The organism is Bacillus sp. EKM501B, from assembly GCF_011800505.1.
Lineage (GTDB): Bacteria > Bacillota > Bacilli > Bacillales > Bacillaceae_G > Bacillus_A > Bacillus_A cereus.
On the sequence record NZ_JAALFZ010000001.1, the window covers coordinates 151553 to 173796 of the forward strand.

Here is a 22244-nt window from a genome sequence, read left to right on the forward strand (position 1 = left end):
AATTAGTTGAGGCAAGTACGTGTTGATCCAGATAAAATGGAAGAGAATTTTTCACAGACAGAAAATATGAGCCGAATGATTATGTATGGGGAACTGTTTCTACAGTTGTAGGTGGCACTCCTAAAGTTATTGGTCGAGTATTTGGTAAATATGGAGAGTTAGAGCAAAAAGCGAAGGATTTAGGGAAAGTATCAAAGGTAACTGAAGAGATTGGATGGAGTATGCCAAGAGGTGGCGGCGTCATTGATGGGCGTAAGTATACTGAACATGCGCTTGAAAGAATGGCACCTGATACAATTCAGGTTCGAGCAGAACTTACAAAGCGTGCACGCGAAAGAGCTGAAAGGAATGGTTACACATTCGGATCAAAAGAATACATGGAGGAATTAAAAAAAGTTGATCCACGTGGTGTAACACCAAGTGTAGTAGAAGAAACAATTAAGCATGCTACTAAAAAACCTGGAAATAAACCTGGTCTATGGCAATACGATGGGAAAGATGTTAGAGTCGTATTGAATGATAATGGCGATGTTGTTTCCGTTGTACCTAATAAATCGTGAATATTATAAATAAAGTGGATTGAGCCCATTCACGTAAGGAGTTGTTAAATTGAATATACAATATGATGAATATGAATTATTAGAAATATTCGAGAGTGAACCAGAAGATTATTTTATTCCAGGTGCAGGTGCATATAGATATAATAAAATAGATAAATTAGGTTTTGAATTAGTAATGATTATGTGTTATTACGAAGAAACTGTTGAATTAAATTTGTATTATAAAAATAAATGCATCTTTGAAACCAAGATGCATTCGGCGAAACGAATCTATACCCGTAATGACTCATTATATGTCCAAGGTGGCGTAGAAAACAAAACAATCGAAGTAAAATTCAAGCCACATTTTACAGTTACAATAAATGAGTTTTAAAAACTTGAAATCAATGTTCGTAAATATTCTGAACATGCTTTAGAAAGAATGGCTCCGGATACAATACAAGTTCGAGCTGAATTAGAGGCACATGCCAAAAGTAGAGGGCTTGTACGTAGTACACAGAAATTTAAAGAATTTGTTAATCCTAGAGGTATCACAACTTCTGTAGTAGATTTTCTGTGCCTTTCCATTGGAAAATCAAGACTGATATAAAAAATGAGTAGAAAAAACAAGGCTTTTACTTCGTGGATACCACTACAAAGTAAGAGCCTTGTTTCATTATATTTGTTCATACAGTTTTCCTTGTAGTCTTCTGTTTTCATCCTTCAATCTCTTATTCTTTATCAATTTTTCGAACAGGTTGATAGCAAAAGTTTTTTATACAAAATAACATCAAAAAATACGTCTTGAACAAGTATGAAAAAAGAAAGCTGAAGGGCAAGTAATCCTTTTGGAATCTTTTTAAGAGAAAATGATAAACTGATCGGAGACATTTCATTAACTCAAATTGTTAGGGGAGACCTCCAAAGCTGTTATACAGGATTTACTTTAGATAAGGAGCATAATGCAAAGGGCTATACAACAGAGGCTCTTCAACTTGTTGTATATTTTGCTTTTAGGGAATTAAAGCTACATAGAATTGAAGCAGGAGCAATGCTTGATAATATAGCATCTATTCGTGTATTAGAAAAAGTCCTACATAAGGGGACTTTTTCTAATACATATAGATTAAAATAATAATAGAAATTTTTTATTTTTTTCCACAACTATTAATTAAATCATATTGTTTAGAAATCATTTCATTTCGAATTTGATCGAGATGTTTATGTAATGTTTCTTTTATTGCACTACCTGTTTTGCTTTCAAAACTTTTGTTTAATTCAATTCCTTGTTCAGATAAACTTTTGCATACATCATGAAATGCTTCTTTGTTTTTTTGAATGGCATGTTTTTGGCTTGCTACTATGCTATTTGTTTTGAATGCTACATCAGTTTTTAAAAGTGATTGTTGCATTTCTTTTTCTAATTGCTTTTTAACAGCTTGCAACTCATCTATAATAGTTCCAACTGCACCAACTGTAGCTTTCTCTATTTCTTTCTCTATTTTTTGAATTTCCCCTATAAAATCCATCATATTATCTCGCCGCCAGTCCTTCAAAATTTGTTCCTAATTGATTATCTTTATCTCGTAATGAATTAGCTGCATAAGCAATATCATCTCCAAAATGAATCAATTCTTTTTGTTTTTTCCGTAAAAGATGAATTAGTTCTTCTGCTAGTTGTATATCATGAAAATAGTCTTTTCCGTTTTGGGATATTTTTGCAACCTCTCTAATTGCTTCATCTACTTCATGTTCTTCTAACAGATGATATTTTCCTCCAGGTCCTGTCTCATGCTTCAATTGACTCTTTAATTTCGCAACTTCCTCTTCTTCTTGTTGTTGAAATCTTTCTATATTTCTAATAATATCAGATAATATATCGCTTATTTTTTGTATCTCTTTTGCATGACGAATGATATCATCTGGTTCTAATTCTAGTCGAACACTACCATTATTGTGGAACATTTCTAGAAATGTTGACATTGGATGTTGTCCCATAAATACAGCCGCGAGAATACTATCTGTTCCATTACTTTTCGTTGTAAATTGTTTACCAATCATAGGTGCTCCAAATTGATTGAAATTTCCTACAGCATCTTCTTTATGAGTATAATCTACTACTTTATTTTCCATTACGCCTTCATCTACTCGTTTTTTTGCTTTATCACTTAGTAATCTATAAATATTTGGTGCAGCATATGTTGTTGCATAACAATTCATTTCTGCTGCTACATATTGAGCCTCCGCAGCACCTTTACTATGTCCGGTAGTGTGAATAGATGTAGGATTATATTTTTTCTTAATTTTTTCTGTAAATTCTAATGCACTATCAAATGATGTCGGAGCTTTTCCGCCTGCTACACCAAGGTTCTTTTTCTGTCCAAGTGTAATTTGAACTATATCTGTGGTTTTATCTCCATCGAATCTATCAAATTCAGTACCACGGAATGCAATGATTACATCGTCATACTGTTTTTTACCAGGCTTATACTTATTTGCAGGTACTACAGCGATTGCTTGTAATCCGTTTTTCACTTTTGTGTCATCTGCATCAAATGTTTCTATAACTTTCCATTCTTTCCCGTTACTTCCTGTTATTACTTTTTTCTTTTTTAAAACTTCGGGATCATAAACTTTATCTGATAACTCGAAATAATCTTCATCTGTCGCAATTGGATTTTTTTTTAATTCATTCATATGTCTCAACTCATTTCATGGTATATTTTAACTATATTCAAATACAAGGGGATTTTTAATGAAAAAGAAATTGGTGATTGTTTTATCCATTATTTGTATTATAGCAGGAGGGTATTTTACTATGGAATACTTAAAACAAAAAGAAAAAGAAGAACAATTTTGGAAAGTACAAGAGGCACGAGTAGAAAAGTATATTTATTATAATATTGAAGATGTAAAATCTATTACGTTTATAGAAAAGGGTGTAAGTCCTATGGGAGTCCCTAAATTAAAAGGTTATATAAACAATAATAAAGAATTAGATTTTATAGCTAGTATAAGTACAACTAAAAACTTTGAAAATAAATTTACGCGTTCTGGAGAATTAGATGAAATGATAAAAAAACCTGCAAAATCTGTATCTGAAATCGAAAAAGAAGAGAAAGAAAAAAAACAAGAGTAGTCTTTGCACTACTCTTATTTTCTGTATCCCATTTTAAGAAGAATACATTGGTAGGCTTTTTATAAGGAGATTTCCAATGAAGAAAGTAATGATTTTGGTTGTATCTGCTGTGGTGATCATAGCAGGAGGATATTTTACTATGGAATACTTAAATCAAAAAGAAAAAGAAGAAAAGTTTTGGAAGGCACAAGAGGCACGAGTAGAAAAGTATATTCACTATAATATTAAAAATGTAAAATCTATTACATTTACAGAAAATAAGATAAGTCCAATGGGAGTTCCTCATATAAAAGGTTATATAAATAATAATAAAGAATTAGATTTTATAGCTAGTATAAGTACAACTGAAAACTTTGAAGACAAATTTACGCGTTCTGGGAAATTAGGAAAACTTATAAAAAATCCTGAAAAATCAGTATCGGAAATTGAAAAAGAAGAGAAAGAAAAAAACCAAGAGTAGTTCTTGCGACTACTCTTGGTTTCTGTACCCTACTTTAGAAAGAGCATATGTTAACTAGCTTGGAATATAAGGGGATTTCCAATGAAGAAAGTAATGATTTTGATTGTATCTGCTGTGGTGATCATAGCAGGAGGATATTTTACTATGGAATACTTAAAACAAAAAGAAAAAGAAGAAAAGTTTTGGAATGAACAAAAAGAACGAGTAGAAAAATATATTCACTATAATATTAAAGATGTAAAATCTATTAAATTTACAAAAAATGATGTAAGTCCAATGGGAGTTCCTTCTGTAGAAGGATATATAAATAATGATAAGGAATTATGGTTTGATGCAAGTATAAGTACTACAGATAAATTTGAGGATAAGTTTGGTTGTTCTGGGGAATTAGATAAAATGATTAAAAAACCAGCAAAATCTGTATCTGAAATTGAAAAAGAAGAGAAGGAAAAGAAACAAGAGTAGTCTCTTTAACTACTCTTGTTTCTTTATTCTAGGGGTACCGCCCATCATCGTTAAGCTCACAGAACAGGTTGCTCTTAAAATGAACTTCATTGCTATAAAAGACTCTAATTTTTCGTTTTGGGGCAAATATTATATAAAATAATAGCTATCTCTGAATCACTAGTTTCAAAAAGCCTTCACGCAATAATGATTGCATGAAGGCTTTTGATGTTTTCTTATTTTTTTGTCTCGTTGACCCATGTAATAATGTCCTGGATGACGTATTCGGGAACGTTAGCAGGGATTTCATATTCACTAGGGAGGCTTAATTCCCCGTCACCCTCCGTGAAGAAATGATTCAATTTCGGATATTTTTTGAACTGAACATTCCCGCGGTTTGAAAGTCTTTTCTGCCATTTTGTATATTCATCTTTTACTGTTACTTGATAATCACGTGCTCCTTGCAGAATGAGTAAAGGCTCTTTTCGTGATTTTGCCTCTTCAACTGGACGCCACCTAGAAACATCATACATAAAATGAGGTGACCCAAAATTGTAGCCAGCTGGAGGATGGTCAGGATTGAAAGTAGGATCCTGAATAAAAGCGACCTGCCTTTTTAGTTCATCGATTTCTTCCTTTGACGCCCCAAGGTATTGAGAATGATCAATAGCAATGTCAGTCAAAGGGCGTGCAGGTGGTGCGAGTAAGATGCTTCCTCGGACAAGTGTGGAAGGTGCTTTGCTTAGTATACGTGGCATTGTGCCAGCTCCTAGGCTATGTCCAAGAATGAAAATATTATTTGGATCAATGCCTTCCTGCTGCGCTGCTGATTTTGCTGCAAATATAGCATCATCTGTAGTATCACGGTCTAACGTAATAGGTTCTGTACTCATCTTTAATGCATGTTCTAAGGTGCGTTTTTCATAGCGCAACACTGCAATTCCATTGGATGAAAGGCCCACCGCAATGTCTCGTAAGATTTTTGTTCCCATATATGTGCTATCGCGATCATGGATGCCAGCACCATGAACAAGAACAACTACGGGCAGTTTTTCACCACGCTTATGTTTCGGAACTGTTAATGTCGCTGGTAACGGATAGGTAGAATTTCCAATGACGATTTCACGTTCTTGATAGGAGTTAGGTTGATCATAGCTAGGATGCGGGATGGTATAAGATTCCTCGAGTGGCCTTTCTCCAATTTCATCTACTTTCCCGCCAGGTGTGAATTTAAGGAGTGGCGGTATGGTAGTTCCTTCGGTATCTGCTGGAATTTCCACCGTCTGATGGACCAAGTTTCGTTCTTTTATCACGGGGGTTCCCATACTTTTTATCCCGCCCCAGCCACTTTGTGTCCACCAGTTTTGTAATGTGGTTGCTGTAAACTTGGATTGAAAAGCAGCAGACGTCAACTGTAGTGCCTCTGCATACTTACCTTTCTGGAGATATTCAAAAAATAATGATGTACGCTCCGTTAAAGAGACTAGTTTCTTTTCAGCAGATTGTTCCTCATGTGTATCTGCGTGAATAGTTGTTGTAAGCGGGAAAGATGAAACGCCTAAAGAAAAGAGTAGGGTAAAGGTAAGGACTGATTTTTGTATTTTCTTTTTTTTATTCATGTTTCAACCTCCAATATGTGATGGTACAAAACAGGTATGGTAATTAGAATTCTGGTGCGAAAACTTCAAAATATTTGCAAGCAATCTCCAAAACTTGGACATACTAATATTATTATTTTAAAAAAATGTAGATTTCTTCTCTTGTTACATGCATATTAATCCCAGAAATAATCTTTCTTCCTTCACTTTATATTTTGATTATACGAAGCAAAGCTCTCGTTTTTCTTACTTGATACTTACAAATTCCTTAAGTAGAGGATATTTTAAAATTTTGGCTGTATGAATATGTAGCGGTACTCCTATGTTAAGAGATAGCTTAAGGACCGAGGATTATATTGTTTTTATAAAGAGTTGATGTTATGTTTGTTTTGTAACATATGGTGTTTTATGCATGTAGGAGGATTTATTGAAGAAATTATTAATATTGTTTTTATTAGCTACATTTTGTCTACAGATTACAGGATGTTCTAATAATATGGGTACACTAAGGGAGAAGTCTAAAACTTTAACAACTGTGAAGTCTAAACGCATCAATAAAGGGTGGTACAAACATATGTAATAGTTTGTATCACCCTTTGTTGATGTTAGAAGTCATAAGAAAAAGGTTGATAGTTAGATATTTTTCATAAAGAAAAGACACCCATATAAGAGTGTCCTTTCTAATAGTTTTTTAGCAGAAGCAACTGCATCCGATAATGATTAATAGTATAAAGAGTACAACAAGCAAAGCAAATCCTCCAGCAAAACCACAGCCTTCTCCGCAACTACCACCATAGCCCATAATAGTTCCTCCTTTAGGTAAGAGGATTAAAACTAAGGTTCATTCATGTATTTTAACGGGTTCACTTTACTTTATGTTTTTAAGAATGAATGGAGCAGGTCCTTTTTTATTTTATCGAAAGTAAACTTTTAGCCAGCAGTTTATTTTCCTACTATTGATTTTTATACGTATTTGGTGAAAAATCAAGGAGCTGCAAAAAAATACTATACCGAAAGTTCGGTATAGTAATGTGCATATAAAAGATTCCACTTTGGTATATCTCCGAAAGAGTCATAAAAATCTATGTTTTTTAATTCAGTTGCAAACTACAAAACTTCTTTTTAAAGAAATGTATGTACATACAAATTATATTTTATTCAATAACTCTCTAACTTTTGTTCATGGTAGTCTGATATTGAAAAAATATAATATTTGGTACGACATCACTTTGTTTTTTTATAAAGTTTTGTAATTAAACTATAATATTGTATTTTTTTTGTATTATTGAAATTAGTAATAATAAAATGTATTATTGAAAAGCACAATTTATAATTCAAGTAATCAGGACTATGCGCCCATTATAATTTGAACATTCAGAAATTATAATATTGTCTAAAAATGAGGTGAGATTCATAGAAACAGTACATATTAAATGGTATGGAATGTATAGTATAAATGATTTTTATAATAGGGAAGAAGCTTCTAAGAAGGGGATATTTGCAATCTCTAGAGTATGTGCTAAGAGTGTAACATTGCTATATATAGGACAAACCAAAAGAAGCTTTATACAAAAGATAAGGGAATTTAATAAGGAGTGGCCTTTCGATGAGAGCGAATTAAAGATTACATTAGGAATAATAGAATTTCCTAGTGGTGAAATTTACTCTGAAAAGAAGGTAAAAGAGATAAAATCCCTTTTGATTTTACGACATACCCCATTAGAAAACGAAACATCTTTATTATACTATAGAGGGAATTTTAATTTAAAAATTATAAATAAGGGAAGAAGAGGTTTAATTGTTAAAAAGCTTTCTACAGGAGATCTAATATGGACATAATTGGAATCACCTTTGAATAAAATTGAAAGTTTCTTAAGTGCAGAAGCTTATCTATTTTTAATGTATTAAACTATTTTGAATAACATATGTCAGATACTTGAAAAAACACAAATTTTATTATGATATGAAATCCTGTATGGAAAGTGTAGTTTATTTCTATTGTTTAATAAAAATATTAAGAATTTTAGGGATAATACATAAAGAGTAGAGGAGAAAGTAAACACGGAGGTTTGAAGAATGGGACAAGTAAGCAGATTTCAAGAAAAACAACAGAATCGTCGTCAAAAGGCAATTTTTAATATTGCATTTACTTTGGTATTAGTGACAGTTGGTATAGTGACATACCAATTGTTTACCCCTTCTAATACATCAACGAAAGCAATTGCTCAAGAAAAGAAAGTAACAAAGATAGAAGAGAAGAAAACTGAAGATAAAGAAACAGCAAAGATAGAAGAGAAGAAAACTGAAGATAAAGAAACAGCAAAGATAGAAGAGAAGAAAGCTGAAGATAAAGAAGCAGCACAGCTAGAAGAGAAATCAAAAGCAGAAAAATCAGTAAAAACGAACGGAACTGAAAATAATGAGGAAGAAAAAACGGCATCTCAAGAAAAGGGTTCTCAAACTAATCCTTCTTGGAAGCCAATTGGTACCGAGCAAGGAGCAAAACCTGAAATGAAATTTAAAGAAGGAACAGTAGATTGGAGTGAGATGAAAAAAGCAATTTCTTATGCTGTTGATGTTCCAGAGAGCCAATTGATTTTCGATTTTATTGGGAATAATGGTAATAATAAAGCCTACGGTAATGTACGAGATAAGCAAAATAATAAAAAATATAAGGTTAATATTGATTGGGTAGAAAATCAGGGGTGGAAACCAGTATCTGTACAAGTGGTAAGATAAATAATAGAAATGTAATGATGTAAATTAGCTGTCCATATGGACAGCTGATTATTTTTTTTGCTTAGCGTATTTTTTTGAAAATGCTGGTGGTACCTCGTTGAGAAACATGAATTAAATCTATATTTTGTTTTATTTACCTCACTACTTTATCCATAACTTCTTTATATTTATAATAGTAATTAGTTTCAAATAAATAGTTGTACGGAAGAAAATGTTCCTTGTAAGTAGTAAGCATCCTTTACAATTTTAATTTATAATTATTTATAAAAAAGAAAAGACACCCTAAGGTGCCTTCCTTCGACTTGAACCATCTTAACTTTAATAATATATTGGACTCCCATCCAAATATTATTTTACCATGTTAAATTGTTTTATTCATTGAGAAATATAGTTTCATTTTATATTTAAAAGAATTCTATAGGCTAGAACTACCTATTAATTAGGGGGAACTGACATGTTAAGCTAATATTATAATACTTCTAGAACGGAAATTTTGAGCAATATGTATACGAGCCACATATTAAAAAAAAGACACTCTCAAGAGTGCCTCTCCTTAGCAGCCGAATCCGCCGCCCCAACAGCTAGCGCCAACGATGATTAATAAGATGAAGAGCACAACAAGTAAGGCAAATCCGCCGCCGAAACCACAGCCTCCACCACAACTACCGCCATAGCCCATATTAACTCCTCCTTCCATAAAGACCATTTATTAATGGATTTAATTTACTTTATGTTTTTAAGGATGAATGGAGCAGGTCCTTAAAAAAATAAAAGGAATTTGGAAGTTAAAAAGAGTTGACGACCTTATTTTTGTCACCGGCATTTCGTCTTCTACATATTGTATTTTATTCTGTGTATTGGGGGAAGGAGGATCTTATGGCTAATTCTGAGATGATTTTACGTTTACTTACGGATTTAAAGATTGAACAACAATTGCTGAAAGAACAGTTAGAGAAAATGCAAACAGCTGTGACTATTCTTGAAGAAAAATCAGTGACGCTTAAAGAAAAACCAGCGACGCTTAAAGAAAAAACAATGACTCCTGAAGAAAAACCATCTGTTACAAAGCAAAGAGCTTTTTCTGGACGCCCAACATCTTTTCGTGATTGGAGAGCATCTAGTCAAAAAAATTAGGGAATGTTATGTGAAATGAAAAATAAAAAAGTACAGTCTGCTGTAGAAAAGACTGTACTTTTTTATGTTAGTAGAGAATGTTAAGGAAGACGTATTTATTTTGCCTATTCCAATTCCACTTTTAATTGGAGCTCTTTATCTAACTTATCATTATTAAATTTTAAAGTTAATCCTCGCGTGTTTTTCGGTACATCGAATACAATGTTTCCGTCCGAATGTTCATCAGGGCTAACAATACCAAATTTAAATGTAGAGGTATTTGCAGCTTTAAGTACGGATTGATATTCATTGGAAATGTAATATTCTCTTCCAAATCCATCAATTAATTTAAAGTTGTTAATATCTAGTGTAATGGGTTCTTCTTTACGATTATAAACTGCGATGTCTAATACTTTAAAGACACCTTGTGCTTTAACTTCTCCAGTCCCTATAACATCTAATGACTCGGCAGATCCCATTGACATGTATACATCAGAGGAATCTACATTGGTAGGAAGTTCTTTTTGCGAATCCTTGCTGCTAAGTTTGTCATTCTCTGTTTTTTTAGAAGTCGCCTGCTCATTTTTCGCAGGCGCATCATGTGAACCGCAAGCTGATACTCCAAACAAGAATGTGCTACATAATAATGGGGCTAATAACTTTTTGTTCATCGTTTCTTCCTTCCAAAATAGAAGCACTTTAATGAGTGCTATATATTTGTCTTTATATGTATTACATTTTATATCTTATTATATTAATTTTGGAAGGAAAAGGGAAAATATTGTGCATTTCTCTGATTCGAGTTATTTATCCGTCTAAAAGTTGAAATTAAAATGAGCCCCATAAATGATAAACCATTCCACTAACAAAAAACACTAATCCTAAAAATAAAACAATTAAGGCAAGTATTCCATTTTTATTATGTTCCATAAAATTATCTCCTTTTCATTTACTTATCTACAAAAAGCCTTTAGTCGTAATTATGTCTAAAGGCTTTGATCTTCATACTTTGTAGTTTATAAAAAAGTTGCACTGCTGTATTAATTTGGAATATGATTATTTAAAGAGAAGGTGATGAGTACATGCAGGACAAAAAACAATTCCCGCTTATATCTGGAAATCTCTCATTAGATTTAGTAAATACAGAGCTAGTTAGGCGTGGACAACGTTATGATTTATTAATAACAAATGAAGATGTATTAGAATGGCTACATGTAATAAAGGTTAATCTTCCTTTTTGGAATGAAAAAACATTTATAAGGATTCAAGAGCGCACGAATCAAGTTACATCTAGCATATTAGAGGTAAGAGAAGTACTGAGAAAACAGTTTGAGGCAATTGCTGATCAACAAGAGATTTCTAATGATTTTATTACGTATTTAGAAAAACAAATTGAGAAGGCACCATTTACATATAAAATCATTGAACAGCAGCTAGTATCTATCCCGGTTGGAGAAATCGAGGATATACTCGCATCGTTAATTGTATTTGATGCTTTAACGTTAATAGCAGAAAATAAGCTTATTTTCCTTAAAAGGTGTTCAAATCCTGACTGTGTTTTATTATTTATAGATAAGAGTGGGAAACGAAAATGGTGTTCTATGAAAATATGTGGGAACCGGAAAAAGGTAGCAAAATTTCAGGATCGAAAATTTGAAGAAGTCTAGAGAATCAACTTATAACAGTTGATTCTTTTTTTTATTCTTTAACTAACCTCTAAAATTGATATTTACAGGTTAGTTATATCGAGTTATAATTGTTGGTAAATAAAGGAGGAGAACGATGGATAATATAACAGCAACTAAGCAGAAAGATCCTCAACCAATAAGTGTACGATATTTTACGAAAATGAAAGGGAAAGGAAGAAGTCCATTACAAGTAAATATAAAGGACTCTTTAACAGGACTACTAGGGGGATTTTTAACAATTCTTACCTTAACATATTTAACGAGCATAACCTCTACAGAATTATTAATGGCTCCATTTGGGGCGAGTTGTGTATTAGCATTTGGAGTTTGGAATGCGCCATTATCTCAGCCGCGTAATATTATTGGAGGACATTTGATTTCAACTTTCATTGGTCTATCAATATATCATTTGTTTGGGAATGAATATTGGACAATTGCTTTAGCGGTGGGGATGGCAATAGCCGTTATGATGTTAACGAGAACGACGCACCCTCCGGCAGGGGCCGATCCGATTATCGTTATTTTAGGGGCAAATAGTTGGAGTTATTTAGTAACACCAGTTTTAATTGGCTCCGTAGTTATTGTAGTTATTGCTTTATTCATCAATAACATGAGTAGTAAAAGAAGCTATCCAACTTTTTGGATGTAGTTTATAAAGAAAAGACAATTTAAATCGCTTTCTACAGTTTTCTCCCGGTCCCAAAACGCAATGACAATAATCAAAATGATAAGACATACCCGTATAAAACGTAATTCTCTTGCAACAGGATGTTCCATCTGTTAGTCTCCTTTACTGTTTGATAGAGTCTGTTTATAAAAGAGATAATTCCTAGGAATATAAATAAAAAAGACACCGTAAAGTGTCTTTTTTATTTTAGTTATGCGCATTACTTAATAAGACGCTAGTTCCTCAGTCTGGCTATGAGTAACTATGTAGGGTAATTCCATTATAACATTTTAACCAGTAATGGGTCTATATGGAATTTTATTGATTTTCTTTTTGATTATTCAGAATTACTTACCAAGTATTTGGATGAGGAAAGCAGTGAGACAGAAGCGACTAAACTTGTTTTAGAAGAGTGTCTTCTTTTTTGTATCATTGTGAGTAAAGTGTAGAGTTATATTTCCCTTTACACAAACATAACGGTATAATATAGTTAAGTTAAGTAAACTTAACTATTAAGTGAAACGAAATAAAAGTATGGAGGATGCTATGACTAGAACGTATAAAGAAGTAATTAATGAAATGAATCGAGCCTATACGGAACTTTATATTTTACTATTTCAAGATTTAAAGGATGAGTTCGGTCTTACTGGGCAGCAAGAGAGCATGCTATTTCATATTCATTTAAATGAAAACACGACAGCAAATAACATTGCGAATACGTTTAATATAACGAAAAGTGCGGTGAGCCAAGTTTTATCGAAATTGGAAAAGCAACAGATGATTTCAAAACAAGTAAACCCTAATAATAAAAGGGAGTATTTTCTTACACTTGGTCCAAACGGTAGTAAGTATATAGAGCGGTTGTCTGAGTTAGATGATGTATTAATTGAGAAATACTTTTCTAAAATCGATATAAATGCCCTAGAGCAAATGACAGAGACGTTAACGAAAATAAATAAAGTGATATTGGAAGAAAAGCAGAAGGATCTTGATTGTAATGAGTAAGAACTTAGATGAAGCAATTAGTAGAAAGGAGGGGAAGCATGTGATGAGTTACATACCAAATATGATTACGATAGCAAATTTTGTGTGTGGGCTTTTGGCTATTCATGCTGTTTTCGTTGACGATATGTACGGTGCAGTTATGTTCATTATTACAGGTATGGTCCTTGATTTGTTTGATGGCATGATTGCTCGGAAACTTGATTCTGTTTCAGAAATTGGTGGAGAGCTGGACTCATTTGCGGATTTAGTTACTTTTGGTGTGGCACCATCTATTCTTGCATATAATGCTTCGTTAAAAGATTTGCAGTCTATCGGGATGATATGCGCGCTCGCTTACAGTATTTGCGGAATGCTTCGGCTTGCAAGATTTAACACACAGCAAAGCAAACTCCCAACATTCATTGGAATGCCCATTCCATTCGCGGCGATGTGTCTCCTCATTTTATGTCGCCTAAATAATCCAGTTTCCGTGGCATTTGGTACAAGCGTACTCGCTTATTTAATGGTGAGCAAAATCAAATTTCCTCATTTTAAAAAAGATATAGCTGAAAGCTTGGATTCTGAAAGATTGGATTGATAATACGGAATTACAATGAGAAAGATAAAGGAGAATAACATGATTCGTATGGCATTAAGATCATTCAACATACAAATGTATTGTTTGCTAGGCGTAATGTTATTGGGATGGCTCGTGACACCTTTTCGAGCCCAGTTTGCCGGGATAAGCATTGGCCTTTTGGTGAGTATGTACTGCGCCTGGATTTTAGGAAGGCGTATTGAAAAGTTCGGAGATAGCATTGTAAAAAAAGAAAAAGCACCGATGCTCGGAATGATAAATCGGTTCGCAGCCGCAATACTCGGCGCGATTATTATGTATGAAATTGAACATCATGAATTCATGTGGACATTTGCAGCTGGAATTATGGGTGGGTATTTCTTGATTATTATTAATTTGGGGTATTACAGTATGAGGGATGAGAAGAAATAAAGTGCTGTGTAAATAACTAATTTGGATGATTTGAATGTAAAAGCCTCAAAACTTTCTTTTCTAGAGAGCTTTTTATTACAAAGAAAAGACACCCATATAAGAGTGTCTTTTCCAATAGTTTTTTAGCAGAAGCAAGAAGCTCCAACAATGATTAATAAAATAAACAATACAACTAGTAAAGCAAAGCCGCCGCCACAACCACTACTACAACTACCACCAAATCCCATAATAGTTCCTCCTTTAATAAGAGGGGAAAACAAGGGGTCACTCATGTATTTTAATGGATTCAACTTACTTTATGTTTTTTACACAATAATTGAGCAGGTCCATTTGCAAATAAAGAAAAGACACCCTAAGGTGCCTTCCTCCGACTTGAACCATCTTAATTTTAATAATATTGGACTCCTGTCCGAATATTATTTTACCATGTTAAGTTGTTTTGTAAAATGTTCCATATCGATAATTGCAATAAACGTTTTAGTTTTGGAGTTATGTATCTGTCTAAACGTTGAAATTAATAAAAGTCCGATTGGTGAGGACTGATTAAAGTTTCACTTTATCGAATTTGGAACTGAAAATGTACTAGCTTGATAATGAAGCCTGGCTATTAGAATTGAAAAATTTTAGTTTTATTATAATTAATAGAAATGAGAGTAGTGTGAATATAAAGCCGCTCCAAATAAGCTGGTGAATACCTAAGTTTGAAATGAACCAGCCTCCAATAGTGGTTCCTAAAGTAATTCCGAGATTTGAGAACGAAACGAATAGACTGTTACCAAATTCAGGTGCTTCTTTAGCTTCACTTATTAACCATGTTTGACCAACAATTAATCCACCAGCATGTACGATTCCCCAAATGAATACTATAAAAATCATTGGAACAAGGTAGGAACCTAAATAATAAACCAATATGTAAACAATAGAATATAGAATAGGGAATGATATTACAGTGTTTATTATGCTTTTTTGCAGGAGACCACCAAATAAATGATTACCTAAAATCATAACTATACCAAATATGAATAGCATGATACTGATGAGAGATCCATTCATGGAAGTTACTTTTGCAAGGTACTCGGCGAAGTAGCTGTATACGGAAAACATGGCTGCAAAAAGGAATGTGACGGTTAAAATATTTAACCATAATCCTGGTTTGCCGAGTATACGAATTTGTTTGCCGAAAGACATTTTTTCTTTAACAGGCATAGAAGGAAGTAGGAGTAGTATTCCAATGAATGCAAGAGTGTTAACGAATGCTCCGAATAAGAAAGCCATTTCGAGTGAAAATTGGTCTGCAAGGTAAGAGGTTAGTGGTATACCTAAAGCGAAACCAACAGTAATTCCCATGAAAACTTTTGTAACTGCTTGACCGCTCTTTTCTGGAGGGACAAGTTTAGCAGCTGTTACAAGAGCGATTGAAAAGAAGAGTGGATGAAGCGCTGCCGGTAAAATACGAAAAACAAGCATGACTTCAAATTGTGTTGTATAAGCGTAGATTAAATTTGAAATAACAAATGTGAAAATTGCTGTTAATAAAATTATTTTGCGATTAATACTAGAGACGAGCAGAATTAAAAACGGACCAGAAATAGCAACAACTAGTGCAAATATACTTACTAAAAATCCAGCTTGTGTAGTTGAAATTCCGAACTTTTCAGTGATTTGTGGTAATACGCCGACAATACCCATCTCGGTAGTAATAATTCCGAACACACCTATTGCGAGTGTCAGAATAAGTAAAGGATTTACTTTTTTCATTTATAAAACTCTCCATTCGTATCAGTATTTTGAAAGTAAATTCATTAACAAAGAAGCATTATTATAAGCATGATTGGATGCCAATATTATCAGGAGTATGTAATCTGAAATACAATAACAGATATCTAAATAACTAGATATGATATATTAAAAAAAATTCTCCTTTCGATGTTTCTTGCTTTTACAGGCAGTGCAATTTATAAGAAGTCATTGGATACCTGTAAAAAAGCAGAATGTGTGAAAGCTAATAATCAATTAGTATGCTGATTGATTATTAGCTTTCATTTTATAATTCGTTTTGGACGTATTCAGAAAACTCTCGTATTGTTTTTTCATTTCGACGATAGTAGGTCCATTTTCCAATTCGGTCAGACTCTAGTAAGCCTGCTTTTTTCATAGTTAATAAATAACTAGAAATAACCGATTGAGCTAAGCCAGTTTTAAGCTGGATATCTCCTACACATACTCCAACTTGAAAGTTAAGGTCTTGTTCTAGGTAAGGTTTTTCGTCGAAATGGTTTTCTGGATTTTTTAACCATGATAAAATTTGACATCTTGTTTCATTTGACAATGCTTTATAAATTAATAAAGGTTCCATAAGGATATTATATCTACTTTTATAGATTTGTAAATGGGTTTTAGTGATTTTAAGGGAAGAAGGTATAGTTGATCCCCTTGAATAGGAATAAGATGCTCTTGATTTGTACCCTTTGTAAAGGACATTATAAAAAAAATCGGTAACCTAAAAAAGATGATTTCTGTATGCAAACAGGAGTCATCTTCTGTACATTCTATTGATAGCAAGAGTGATTATAGTACGTCATATATTTCTTAATTTCATGTTTTAACTGAACAAACGATTCACATGATTTTATATATGCTTCATCGGTTAAAGTATTACGAGGATTACGTGCAAAAATGATAATATTGTTAAGTGTAAGCATACTGTTGCCTAGCTATCAATGGTGGATTCCTAAGAAGAGTAATAATAAAACCCAACTGAAGATTTAAGAAAAATTTTATGTTTACCCCACTTTTTATTTTAAAAGTTTCTCCTATCCTATAAACAACAAAGTCATAGATGAAATTGTAAAGTTAGGGGATTCTACATGGATACAGGAGTTTTGATGAGTTATTTGTATACTTATTTTTTTACTATTATGTTTTGTATTGTGTTTCAAATTGGATTTTATTTTAAAGCGAAAAGAACTATATCTATTCTGCATTTTTTGTGGGTATATGTTTTTCTATTCTACCTTTCGCTAGTGTATAGGGTGACGCAGATCGCGACTGTATGGGATATAAGTAGATATGAAACGTGGATTCGTGTAAGTCAAATCAACTTGACTCTATTTGATACGGCAGGTAGTACGACGTATCTTTTGAACATTGTACTGTTTATGCCATTAGGTTTTTTATTACCGACTATTTGGTCGCAGTTTAGAAAAATGAAAAACACCGTATGTGCGGGATTCTTTTTTTCATTGGCAATTGAGTTAAACCAATTATTAAATAATAGAATTACAGATATTGATGATGTATTTACGAATACCCTTGGGGCAATTGTGGGGTATGTAATATATAGAGTTTTATTTAAAATGTTTAAAATGATATGTAAAAGAGAGGAAAAAAGGCTTGATACGAACTCTTCTTTAGTTATAAAATACGAGGCTGTTTTTTGTTTAGTTTTTTCATTTGTAGGTGCGATGTTCATTTATTATCCTGGAGACATGTAAGCCGGCGATCTATTCTAGTTCTTCTCGCTTATACACGGTAAAATATGAATTGTTCATCCTTTTTTCTAACTTAATAGATACAGTTTATGTATGACATGATAGGCAGGTGTAAATGTGTTAAATGTTCAATTATCTCAATACTTACTAAAAGAGTCTAAACCAGCTCTTCATACAGATGAAAAACGAGTGTATATGTTAAAAGATGAAGGGCAATCACCGTATCCTATTTATTTAAATCACCCTATTATGATAGGAGTGGGAACGAATTTGAATCAGCATACAGGATTTGAAGAAATCATTAAAGGATTTATAGGCGCACATAACAAATTTCCTATGTATATGTTATTTGAAACTTATTTATGTAGAGACTTTATTGAAGGGTTTTTAGAAGAGAATAAACTTCATTTTGAGCTAGTTTTTACTAATAAGAAAAAGGATACGAACTTTTTTAAAGTGTGCATTACCAATAGTGATGATATAACCACACTTATGAAGTATTTCTTCCAATCAGCACAAGATTCTCTCTATACGCTATTAAGCTATTCAGCAGACTGTAAGATTATCAGTAATCGTACTGGTGGGATTGAAATAAAAGCGGACAGTTTCTATCCAAGCTTTTCATTTATGTATGATGCGCAAGAATTATTTATTATTGGTGGAGAAGAAAAATGGTCTGATATCCATTATATAAAAAGATTTTTCCATCTTGAGCAGATTACAGATGAGCTAATTATTGATTTAAGAAAATGAGAGACGAGAGAGAATAAATGAAAAAACCCTCAAGTATAGAACGACATACTTGAGGGTTTTTATGTATGAAGAAGGGCCTTGTATCATATATTTTATTCGTCGTTGCATGTAAGTCATTCGGTTTATAAAAACAATGTGCTAAAGAGATCAGTAAAGAAGGCTTTTCTATTTTTCCCGAGAATGAAAAGAAATATATAATCTAATTTTCGTGAATGTAATAAGGAGGCAGTAAAATTTGAACAGGAAAATTTGGTTTGTATTTACCTTTTTTGCTCTTTTAGTATCTAGTTATATTGTTGTCCAATATTTTATTATGGATGGTTTTCAAACAGGGCTTGTAAAAGTGAAGCTTATGTTTGGATCTAAATTAAGTGCGTTCTGGTATATGATGCTATTTATACATATTACAACTAGTATAGTAGCATTAGTAATTGGTCCTTTTACATTATCCACTAGATTTAGAGAAAGGAATATCAACCGTCATCGAATAATTGGGAGAATCTATATGGTTGGTATATTATTAGGAGGCGTTTCTGGACTATACCTATCTTTTTATGCTACGGGAGGATTGGTAGCGAAGCTAGGTTTCGGTTTGTTATCTGTATTTTGGCTAACATCAGCATATCAAGCATTAAATAGAGTTAAGAATAAAAAAATTAAAGACCATCGGAATTGGATGATTAGAAATTATTCTTTAACCTTTGGAGCAGTTACATTAAGAATTTGGCTACCGTTGTTTATCGTTCTATTTGGAATAGAGCGCTTTGAACTTAGTTACGCTATTATTGCTTGGTTAGCGTGGGTACCTAATTTAATTGTTGCAGAATTATTCATAAGAAAAAGACTTAATAGGGGAAAATACGAAGGAAATGAGGATTTACATTTTTGATGTGAATTTGCTGTAATATTGAGGGCAGAATTCTTCAGTAATTGAATTTTTAAATAGCTGGATTTCGTTTGTAGATTCAAAAATCCGCTAATTTTATTGAATAAATAGAAAATACTTTCTTTTTTCGTTTATTTAATTTAATATCAATAAGGGCACCAAAAAAATAGATAGAGGTGCTAAAATGTACGGTATTATTAATTATGAAGTGTTTTTACTAACAGGAATTTTATTGAATTTAATTCCTGGTGCAGACACCATGTACATTGTGGGGAGAAGTATTTCACAAGGTAGAAAAGCAGGTGTGTATTCTGTTTTTGGTATTATTACTGGTTCTTTAGTTCATACGTTGTTGGTTGCTTTTGGTTTATCTATTATACTTACAAAATCCATTGTGCTATTTAACACTATTAAGGTTATAGGTGTTATCTATCTTGTATATTTAGGGATTAAAATGATACTTGATAAGACGAATGTAGCTTTCCAGGCCTCGTCCAATAAATTGAACATTAGAAAAATATATATACAAGGGCTTTTAACAAGTCTTACGAATCCAAAAGTCTCTTTATTCTTTATTGCGTTTCTTCCGCAATTTATAGATACAAAGGCTTCAGGTCCTATGCCTTTTATCATTTTAGGACTTACTTTTACAGTAACTGGACTATTATGGTGTTTATTTGTTGCTTATTTCTCTTCATATGTTACAAAAAAATTAAGAGGAAACCAAAAGGTAGGAATGATTCTAAATAAGATAACAGGACTGATTTTTATTGGTATGGGGTTAAAGTTGCTTCAAACAAAAGCTCCTCAATAAACCTGAATAACATAAAAATGCCCCCTTTCAAGAGATGTAATCTTAGGTTTAGGCTAATTTCTACATACTAAAAAGTCCCTTTAACTTTGAAGGGACTTTTTGCTTGTTATTTTGAGTTATCTAAAAGTTTATTTCAAGGTGAGGATCGGTCTGCCCGTAAAAGCCCGATTGGTGAGGGCTGATTAAAGTTTCACTTTATTTGTATTACCAACTAGCAGTTTCCGTACTTTCCTTCAACCACTTCACCCAATCCAAATCTTCTACCTTAAGCAAACTGAGCGAAACACCTTTCATATCTAAAGAAGTTAGTAATGTACCAACTTTTACGAATGTAATCTGTAATCCTTCCAGCTCACATAAACGGCGAATGTCATTTGCGAAAATGTATTGCTCCATTAATGGCGTTGCGCCGAGTCCGTTAATAAGGATGGCAAAGTTGTCTCCTTTTCTCCAGCGATAAATGCTTTTAAGTTTGTTCATTAGTTCGATTGCTAATATTTCAGAAGAGGATAGTGCTTCTTTACGATATCCTTTTTCTCCGTGAATGCCGACGCCGTAAAACACTTCATCGTCATTTAATGTGAATGAAGCTTTTCCTTTCACTGGATCGTTTGCAGGTGAAAGAGCAACTCCTAATGTGTGTAAGTTTTCTGTAACAGAACGGCCAATTGTTGTTAGTTCTTCTAAAGAATGACCTTCAAGAGCAGCCGCACCAAGTATTTTTTGAATGAAAACAGTACCAGCAACGCCGCGTCTTCTTTTATTAAAAGAAGCATCATCTTCAATTGAAACGTCGTCATTTACGATGATATGGTCAATTTTTCTTCCTTCTTCTTTAGCGATCTGCTCAGCCGCTAGAAAGTTCTCAACGTCATCTTTAAAGTTTTTAATGATGAATAAAATACTTTTATCTTTTGGCATGAGGCGAGTAGCCGCTACAATTTGTTCCACTGTAGGCGGAGTGAAAATGCTGCCGTTTACTGCCGCTGTAAGCATACCTTTTCCTACATAGCCAATATCAGCGGGTTCATGTCCGCTACCACCGCCGCTTATAATCGCGACGTTTTGCTTTAGTTTTTCGATATCCTTTACATAAATGATGTTATTTGTTTCGTCGTAATTTACTTTGTCGTTATGTTCAAAATAAAAGCCATGCAGCATATCTTGAACGATATGTTGTACATCATTCATAATCTTTTTCATTGCTTTTGCCACCCTTTAATTACTTTGCTGATTGCTCAAGTAATAGTAGTAATTGATTGTTTATCATATTTTTCATAAGAGAAGACATAATGGAAGGATCTACTTCGCACTTGCTTTCAATCCAATCTTTTATTGTTCCAACGAAGCCGTGACTATAAAAGGAGGCAATCGTATTTTTTGTCTCATCAGAAAGGCTGAATCCACAGCTTACAGATAGTTCATCAATAATCTTCATATATAAGTTTTTCGTATGCTCAAATAAATAGTGATTAAACGAGTTTTGCTCAATAACTTTAAAAGCATTTCGGTAAAATTTTTGATTTTCATAAAAGTAATCAAATAATAAATCAAAAATGTTTTCCCATTTTTCATAATCGAGAAAGTCTATAATATTTTCTTTCGTTTCTTCTCTATAAATCCAGCTTAATAGTTCAAATTTATCTTTAAAATGATAATAAAAAGTTTGCCTACGCATTTGACAGTGTAACATAATATCGCTCACTGATATTTTATGAAACGACTCTGTTTCCATTAAATATTTCAATGAGTTCGCGATTATCTTTTTAGAAATTATAGAAGAGGTCATCTGAATCATCCCTAGAATGTTAGTAATATAAAAATCCTATCTATAAATGAGAGCGGTGTCTTTAGACAGATTGTCCATTTTGTCCGTTTACTATAAAACGCTTTCATTTTAACATGAGTAGTAAGAAGAAG

General features: G+C 32.9%; 28 protein-coding genes and 4 pseudogenes. 18 read left to right on the forward strand and 14 right to left on the reverse strand.

Translation table 11 applies throughout. The features are described 5' to 3' along the window. Nucleotides 1-35: 35 nt before the first annotated feature. Both HFD78_RS29900 and HFD78_RS00795 read left to right on the forward strand, forming a co-directional pair. Nucleotides 36-560 (forward strand): annotated as a pseudogene (locus HFD78_RS29900) (hypothetical protein); the annotation flags it as partial. Between the two features lie 49 nt (nt 561-609). After that, nucleotides 610-933, forward strand: a complete 324-nt coding sequence (locus HFD78_RS00795) for a hypothetical protein (protein ID WP_001025896.1) — start codon at nt 610-612, stop codon at nt 931-933. On the opposite strand, the gene HFD78_RS00800 is transcribed toward HFD78_RS00795, so the two are convergent. Then, nucleotides 930-1259 (reverse strand): hypothetical protein, encoded by a 330-nt coding sequence (locus HFD78_RS00800; protein ID WP_000845490.1) that lies wholly within the window; start codon nt 1257-1259, stop codon nt 930-932. The genes HFD78_RS00795 and HFD78_RS00800 overlap by 4 nt on opposite strands. A 38-nt stretch (nt 1260-1297) precedes the next feature. Here HFD78_RS00800 and HFD78_RS00805 point away from each other — a divergent pair. Then, nucleotides 1298-1632: pseudogene (locus HFD78_RS00805) on the forward strand (GNAT family N-acetyltransferase); the annotation flags it as partial. A 55-nt stretch (nt 1633-1687) separates the two neighbouring features. Here HFD78_RS00805 and HFD78_RS00810 read toward each other — a convergent pair. After that, nucleotides 1688-2071, reverse strand: a complete 384-nt coding sequence (locus HFD78_RS00810) for a hypothetical protein (protein ID WP_000968628.1) — start codon at nt 2069-2071, stop codon at nt 1688-1690. Between the two features lies 1 nt (nt 2072). After that, nucleotides 2073-3236: an alpha/beta hydrolase family protein gene (locus HFD78_RS00815; RefSeq protein ID WP_001004180.1), complete on the reverse strand. Its 1164-nt coding sequence runs from the start codon at nt 3234-3236 to the stop codon at nt 2073-2075. A gap of 58 nt (nt 3237-3294) precedes the next feature. Here HFD78_RS00815 and HFD78_RS00820 point away from each other — a divergent pair, with 58 nt between their 5' ends. The 3 genes from HFD78_RS00820 to HFD78_RS00830 all read left to right on the forward strand — a co-directional run bounded on the left by HFD78_RS00820 (nt 3295) and on the right by HFD78_RS00830 (nt 4603). Next, nucleotides 3295-3678, forward strand: coding sequence for a DUF1433 domain-containing protein (locus HFD78_RS00820; protein ID WP_000728344.1), 384 nt, complete (start codon nt 3295-3297; stop codon nt 3676-3678). A gap of 76 nt (nt 3679-3754) precedes the next feature. Next, nucleotides 3755-4138, forward strand: a complete 384-nt coding sequence (locus HFD78_RS00825) for a DUF1433 domain-containing protein (RefSeq protein WP_000757429.1) — start codon at nt 3755-3757, stop codon at nt 4136-4138. Nucleotides 4139-4219: 81 nt separating this feature from the next. Further along, the gene (locus tag HFD78_RS00830) at nt 4220-4603 is read left to right on the forward strand and encodes a DUF1433 domain-containing protein (RefSeq protein WP_000757417.1); all 384 of its coding nucleotides are present in this window, start codon (nt 4220-4222) and stop codon (nt 4601-4603) included. 215 nt (nt 4604-4818) lie between these two features. Here the strand turns inward: HFD78_RS00830 and HFD78_RS00835 are convergent, their stop codons facing one another. Together HFD78_RS00835 and HFD78_RS00840 are read right to left on the reverse strand one after the other, a co-directional pair. Then, nucleotides 4819-6201 carry an alpha/beta hydrolase gene (locus HFD78_RS00835; protein ID WP_001035257.1) on the reverse strand — a complete coding sequence of 461 codons (1383 nt, stop codon included), beginning with the start codon at nt 6199-6201 and terminating at the stop codon, nt 4819-4821. Nucleotides 6202-6871: 670 nt separating this feature from the next. Beyond that, nucleotides 6872-6982 carry a YjcZ family sporulation protein gene (locus tag HFD78_RS00840; protein WP_000540371.1) on the reverse strand — a complete coding sequence of 37 codons (111 nt, stop codon included), beginning with the start codon at nt 6980-6982 and terminating at the stop codon, nt 6872-6874. Nucleotides 6983-7584: 602 nt separating this feature from the next. On the opposite strand from HFD78_RS00840, the gene HFD78_RS00845 reads away from it, so the two are divergent. Both HFD78_RS00845 and HFD78_RS00850 read left to right on the forward strand, forming a co-directional pair. After that, nucleotides 7585-8019 (forward strand): hypothetical protein, encoded by a 435-nt coding sequence (locus HFD78_RS00845; protein ID WP_033668449.1) that lies wholly within the window; start codon nt 7585-7587, stop codon nt 8017-8019. Nucleotides 8020-8256: 237 nt separating this feature from the next. Continuing rightward, the gene (locus tag HFD78_RS00850; protein WP_109103147.1) at nt 8257-8919 is read left to right on the forward strand and encodes a YrrS family protein; all 663 of its coding nucleotides are present in this window, start codon (nt 8257-8259) and stop codon (nt 8917-8919) included. A 553-nt stretch (nt 8920-9472) separates the two neighbouring features. Here the strand turns inward: HFD78_RS00850 and HFD78_RS00855 are convergent. Then, on the reverse strand, nt 9473-9598 hold the full coding sequence (locus HFD78_RS00855; protein WP_000540377.1) for a YjcZ family sporulation protein: 126 nt from the start codon (nt 9596-9598) through the stop codon (nt 9473-9475). Nucleotides 9599-9795: 197 nt separating this feature from the next. Here HFD78_RS00855 and HFD78_RS00860 point away from each other — a divergent pair, with 197 nt between their 5' ends. Next, nucleotides 9796-10053, forward strand: coding sequence for a hypothetical protein (locus tag HFD78_RS00860; RefSeq protein WP_000013694.1), 258 nt, complete (start codon nt 9796-9798; stop codon nt 10051-10053). A gap of 104 nt (nt 10054-10157) precedes the next feature. On the opposite strand, the gene HFD78_RS00865 is transcribed toward HFD78_RS00860, so the two are convergent. Beyond that, entirely contained in the window at nt 10158-10703 is a 546-nt protein-coding gene (locus HFD78_RS00865; RefSeq protein ID WP_001035571.1) for a DUF4352 domain-containing protein, read from the reverse strand. Nucleotides 10704-11114: 411 nt separating this feature from the next. Here HFD78_RS00865 and HFD78_RS00870 point away from each other — a divergent pair, with 411 nt between their 5' ends. Together HFD78_RS00870 and HFD78_RS00875 are read left to right on the forward strand one after the other, a co-directional pair. Continuing rightward, nucleotides 11115-11699, forward strand: coding sequence for a CGNR zinc finger domain-containing protein (locus HFD78_RS00870; RefSeq protein WP_001152932.1), 585 nt, complete (start codon nt 11115-11117; stop codon nt 11697-11699). 115 nt (nt 11700-11814) lie between these two features. After that, the gene (locus HFD78_RS00875) at nt 11815-12369 is read left to right on the forward strand and encodes an HPP family protein (protein WP_000368840.1); all 555 of its coding nucleotides are present in this window, start codon (nt 11815-11817) and stop codon (nt 12367-12369) included. 29 nt (nt 12370-12398) lie between these two features. On the opposite strand, the pseudogene HFD78_RS30035 reads toward HFD78_RS00875, so the two are convergent. Further along, nucleotides 12399-12497: pseudogene (locus tag HFD78_RS30035) on the reverse strand (YmzC family protein); the annotation flags it as partial. A gap of 436 nt (nt 12498-12933) precedes the next feature. Here HFD78_RS30035 and HFD78_RS00880 point away from each other — a divergent pair. The 3 genes from HFD78_RS00880 to HFD78_RS00890 are packed head-to-tail and all read left to right on the forward strand — an operon-like array spanning nt 12934 to nt 14380. Continuing rightward, nucleotides 12934-13392: a MarR family winged helix-turn-helix transcriptional regulator gene (locus HFD78_RS00880; RefSeq protein ID WP_000198946.1), complete on the forward strand. Its 459-nt coding sequence runs from the start codon at nt 12934-12936 to the stop codon at nt 13390-13392. Next, the gene (gene pssA, locus HFD78_RS00885) at nt 13385-13969 is read left to right on the forward strand and encodes a CDP-diacylglycerol--serine O-phosphatidyltransferase (RefSeq protein ID WP_000042025.1); all 585 of its coding nucleotides are present in this window, start codon (nt 13385-13387) and stop codon (nt 13967-13969) included. Before HFD78_RS00880 ends, pssA begins: the two co-directional genes overlap by 8 nt. Nucleotides 13970-14008: 39 nt before the next feature. Continuing rightward, on the forward strand, nt 14009-14380 hold the full coding sequence (locus HFD78_RS00890) for an ATP synthase subunit I (RefSeq protein WP_000620601.1): 372 nt from the start codon (nt 14009-14011) through the stop codon (nt 14378-14380). A gap of 122 nt (nt 14381-14502) precedes the next feature. Here the strand turns inward: HFD78_RS00890 and HFD78_RS00895 are convergent, their stop codons facing one another. From HFD78_RS00895 to HFD78_RS00910, 4 genes and pseudogenes are all read right to left on the reverse strand, one after another. Next, nucleotides 14503-14607, reverse strand: coding sequence for a YjcZ family sporulation protein (locus tag HFD78_RS00895; RefSeq protein WP_000505689.1), 105 nt, complete (start codon nt 14605-14607; stop codon nt 14503-14505). 355 nt (nt 14608-14962) lie between these two features. Next, complete coding sequence (locus HFD78_RS00900; protein WP_000757550.1) at nt 14963-16138, reverse strand: MFS transporter; 1176 nt, start codon at nt 16136-16138, stop codon at nt 14963-14965. A 286-nt stretch (nt 16139-16424) separates the two neighbouring features. Continuing rightward, entirely contained in the window at nt 16425-16736 is a 312-nt protein-coding gene (locus HFD78_RS00905) for an ArsR/SmtB family transcription factor (protein ID WP_000433539.1), read from the reverse strand. Between the two features lie 193 nt (nt 16737-16929). Next, nucleotides 16930-17031: pseudogene (locus tag HFD78_RS00910) on the reverse strand (TetR family transcriptional regulator); the annotation flags it as partial. Between the two features lie 216 nt (nt 17032-17247). Between HFD78_RS00910 and HFD78_RS00915 the strand changes: the two are divergent. The 4 genes from HFD78_RS00915 to HFD78_RS00930 all read left to right on the forward strand — a co-directional run bounded on the left by HFD78_RS00915 (nt 17248) and on the right by HFD78_RS00930 (nt 20324). Beyond that, on the forward strand, nt 17248-17874 hold the full coding sequence (locus tag HFD78_RS00915) for a VanZ family protein (protein ID WP_000379423.1): 627 nt from the start codon (nt 17248-17250) through the stop codon (nt 17872-17874). A 114-nt stretch (nt 17875-17988) separates the two neighbouring features. Then, entirely contained in the window at nt 17989-18624 is a 636-nt protein-coding gene (locus HFD78_RS00920) for a hypothetical protein (RefSeq protein ID WP_000935784.1), read from the forward strand. Between the two features lie 235 nt (nt 18625-18859). Beyond that, the gene (locus HFD78_RS00925) at nt 18860-19513 is read left to right on the forward strand and encodes a DUF2306 domain-containing protein (RefSeq protein WP_001080300.1); all 654 of its coding nucleotides are present in this window, start codon (nt 18860-18862) and stop codon (nt 19511-19513) included. Nucleotides 19514-19694: 181 nt separating this feature from the next. After that, nucleotides 19695-20324: a LysE family translocator gene (locus tag HFD78_RS00930; RefSeq protein WP_000274247.1), complete on the forward strand. Its 630-nt coding sequence runs from the start codon at nt 19695-19697 to the stop codon at nt 20322-20324. Nucleotides 20325-20528: 204 nt separating this feature from the next. On the opposite strand, the gene dhaQ is transcribed toward HFD78_RS00930, so the two are convergent. Together dhaQ and dhaS are read right to left on the reverse strand one after the other, a co-directional pair. Next, the gene (gene dhaQ, locus HFD78_RS00935) at nt 20529-21527 is read right to left on the reverse strand and encodes a DhaKLM operon coactivator DhaQ (protein ID WP_000723342.1); all 999 of its coding nucleotides are present in this window, start codon (nt 21525-21527) and stop codon (nt 20529-20531) included. Nucleotides 21528-21546: 19 nt separating this feature from the next. Then, nucleotides 21547-22113 carry a dihydroxyacetone kinase transcriptional activator DhaS gene (gene dhaS / locus HFD78_RS00940; RefSeq protein ID WP_000204212.1) on the reverse strand — a complete coding sequence of 189 codons (567 nt, stop codon included), beginning with the start codon at nt 22111-22113 and terminating at the stop codon, nt 21547-21549. Nucleotides 22114-22244 lie beyond the last annotated feature (131 nt).

Excerpts from the sequence above, each read along its gene's own strand:
- HFD78_RS00880 (WP_000198946.1), top strand. The coding sequence starts at position 12,934 with ATGACTAGAACGTATAAAGAAGTAATTAATGAAATGAATCGAGCCTAT.
- HFD78_RS00900 (WP_000757550.1), bottom strand. The coding sequence starts at position 16,138 with ATGAAAAAAGTAAATCCTTTACTTATTCTGACACTCGCAATAGGTGTG.
- HFD78_RS00825 (WP_000757429.1), top strand. The coding sequence starts at position 3,755 with ATGAAGAAAGTAATGATTTTGGTTGTATCTGCTGTGGTGATCATAGCA.
- HFD78_RS00850 (WP_109103147.1), top strand. The coding sequence starts at position 8,257 with ATGGGACAAGTAAGCAGATTTCAAGAAAAACAACAGAATCGTCGTCAA.
- HFD78_RS00855 (WP_000540377.1), bottom strand. The coding sequence starts at position 9,598 with ATGGGCTATGGCGGTAGTTGTGGTGGAGGCTGTGGTTTCGGCGGCGGA.
- HFD78_RS00840 (WP_000540371.1), bottom strand. The coding sequence starts at position 6,982 with ATGGGCTATGGTGGTAGTTGCGGAGAAGGCTGTGGTTTTGCTGGAGGA.
- HFD78_RS00860 (WP_000013694.1), top strand. The coding sequence starts at position 9,796 with ATGGCTAATTCTGAGATGATTTTACGTTTACTTACGGATTTAAAGATT.
- HFD78_RS00815 (WP_001004180.1), bottom strand. The coding sequence starts at position 3,236 with ATGAATGAATTAAAAAAAAATCCAATTGCGACAGATGAAGATTATTTC.
- HFD78_RS00905 (WP_000433539.1), bottom strand. The coding sequence starts at position 16,736 with ATGGAACCTTTATTAATTTATAAAGCATTGTCAAATGAAACAAGATGT.
- HFD78_RS00810 (WP_000968628.1), bottom strand. The coding sequence starts at position 2,071 with ATGATGGATTTTATAGGGGAAATTCAAAAAATAGAGAAAGAAATAGAG.
- dhaQ (WP_000723342.1), bottom strand. The coding sequence starts at position 21,527 with ATGAAAAAGATTATGAATGATGTACAACATATCGTTCAAGATATGCTG.
- HFD78_RS00890 (WP_000620601.1), top strand. The coding sequence starts at position 14,009 with ATGATTCGTATGGCATTAAGATCATTCAACATACAAATGTATTGTTTG.
- HFD78_RS00800 (WP_000845490.1), bottom strand. The coding sequence starts at position 1,259 with ATGAAAACAGAAGACTACAAGGAAAACTGTATGAACAAATATAATGAA.
- HFD78_RS00915 (WP_000379423.1), top strand. The coding sequence starts at position 17,248 with ATGGATACAGGAGTTTTGATGAGTTATTTGTATACTTATTTTTTTACT.
- HFD78_RS00820 (WP_000728344.1), top strand. The coding sequence starts at position 3,295 with ATGAAAAAGAAATTGGTGATTGTTTTATCCATTATTTGTATTATAGCA.
- HFD78_RS00830 (WP_000757417.1), top strand. The coding sequence starts at position 4,220 with ATGAAGAAAGTAATGATTTTGATTGTATCTGCTGTGGTGATCATAGCA.
- HFD78_RS00930 (WP_000274247.1), top strand. The coding sequence starts at position 19,695 with ATGTACGGTATTATTAATTATGAAGTGTTTTTACTAACAGGAATTTTA.
- HFD78_RS00870 (WP_001152932.1), top strand. The coding sequence starts at position 11,115 with ATGCAGGACAAAAAACAATTCCCGCTTATATCTGGAAATCTCTCATTA.
- HFD78_RS00865 (WP_001035571.1), bottom strand. The coding sequence starts at position 10,703 with ATGAACAAAAAGTTATTAGCCCCATTATTATGTAGCACATTCTTGTTT.
- HFD78_RS00875 (WP_000368840.1), top strand. The coding sequence starts at position 11,815 with ATGGATAATATAACAGCAACTAAGCAGAAAGATCCTCAACCAATAAGT.
- dhaS (WP_000204212.1), bottom strand. The coding sequence starts at position 22,113 with ATGACCTCTTCTATAATTTCTAAAAAGATAATCGCGAACTCATTGAAA.
- HFD78_RS00835 (WP_001035257.1), bottom strand. The coding sequence starts at position 6,201 with ATGAATAAAAAAAAGAAAATACAAAAATCAGTCCTTACCTTTACCCTA.
- HFD78_RS00895 (WP_000505689.1), bottom strand. The coding sequence starts at position 14,607 with ATGGGATTTGGTGGTAGTTGTAGTAGTGGTTGTGGCGGCGGCTTTGCT.
- pssA (WP_000042025.1), top strand. The coding sequence starts at position 13,385 with ATGAGTAAGAACTTAGATGAAGCAATTAGTAGAAAGGAGGGGAAGCAT.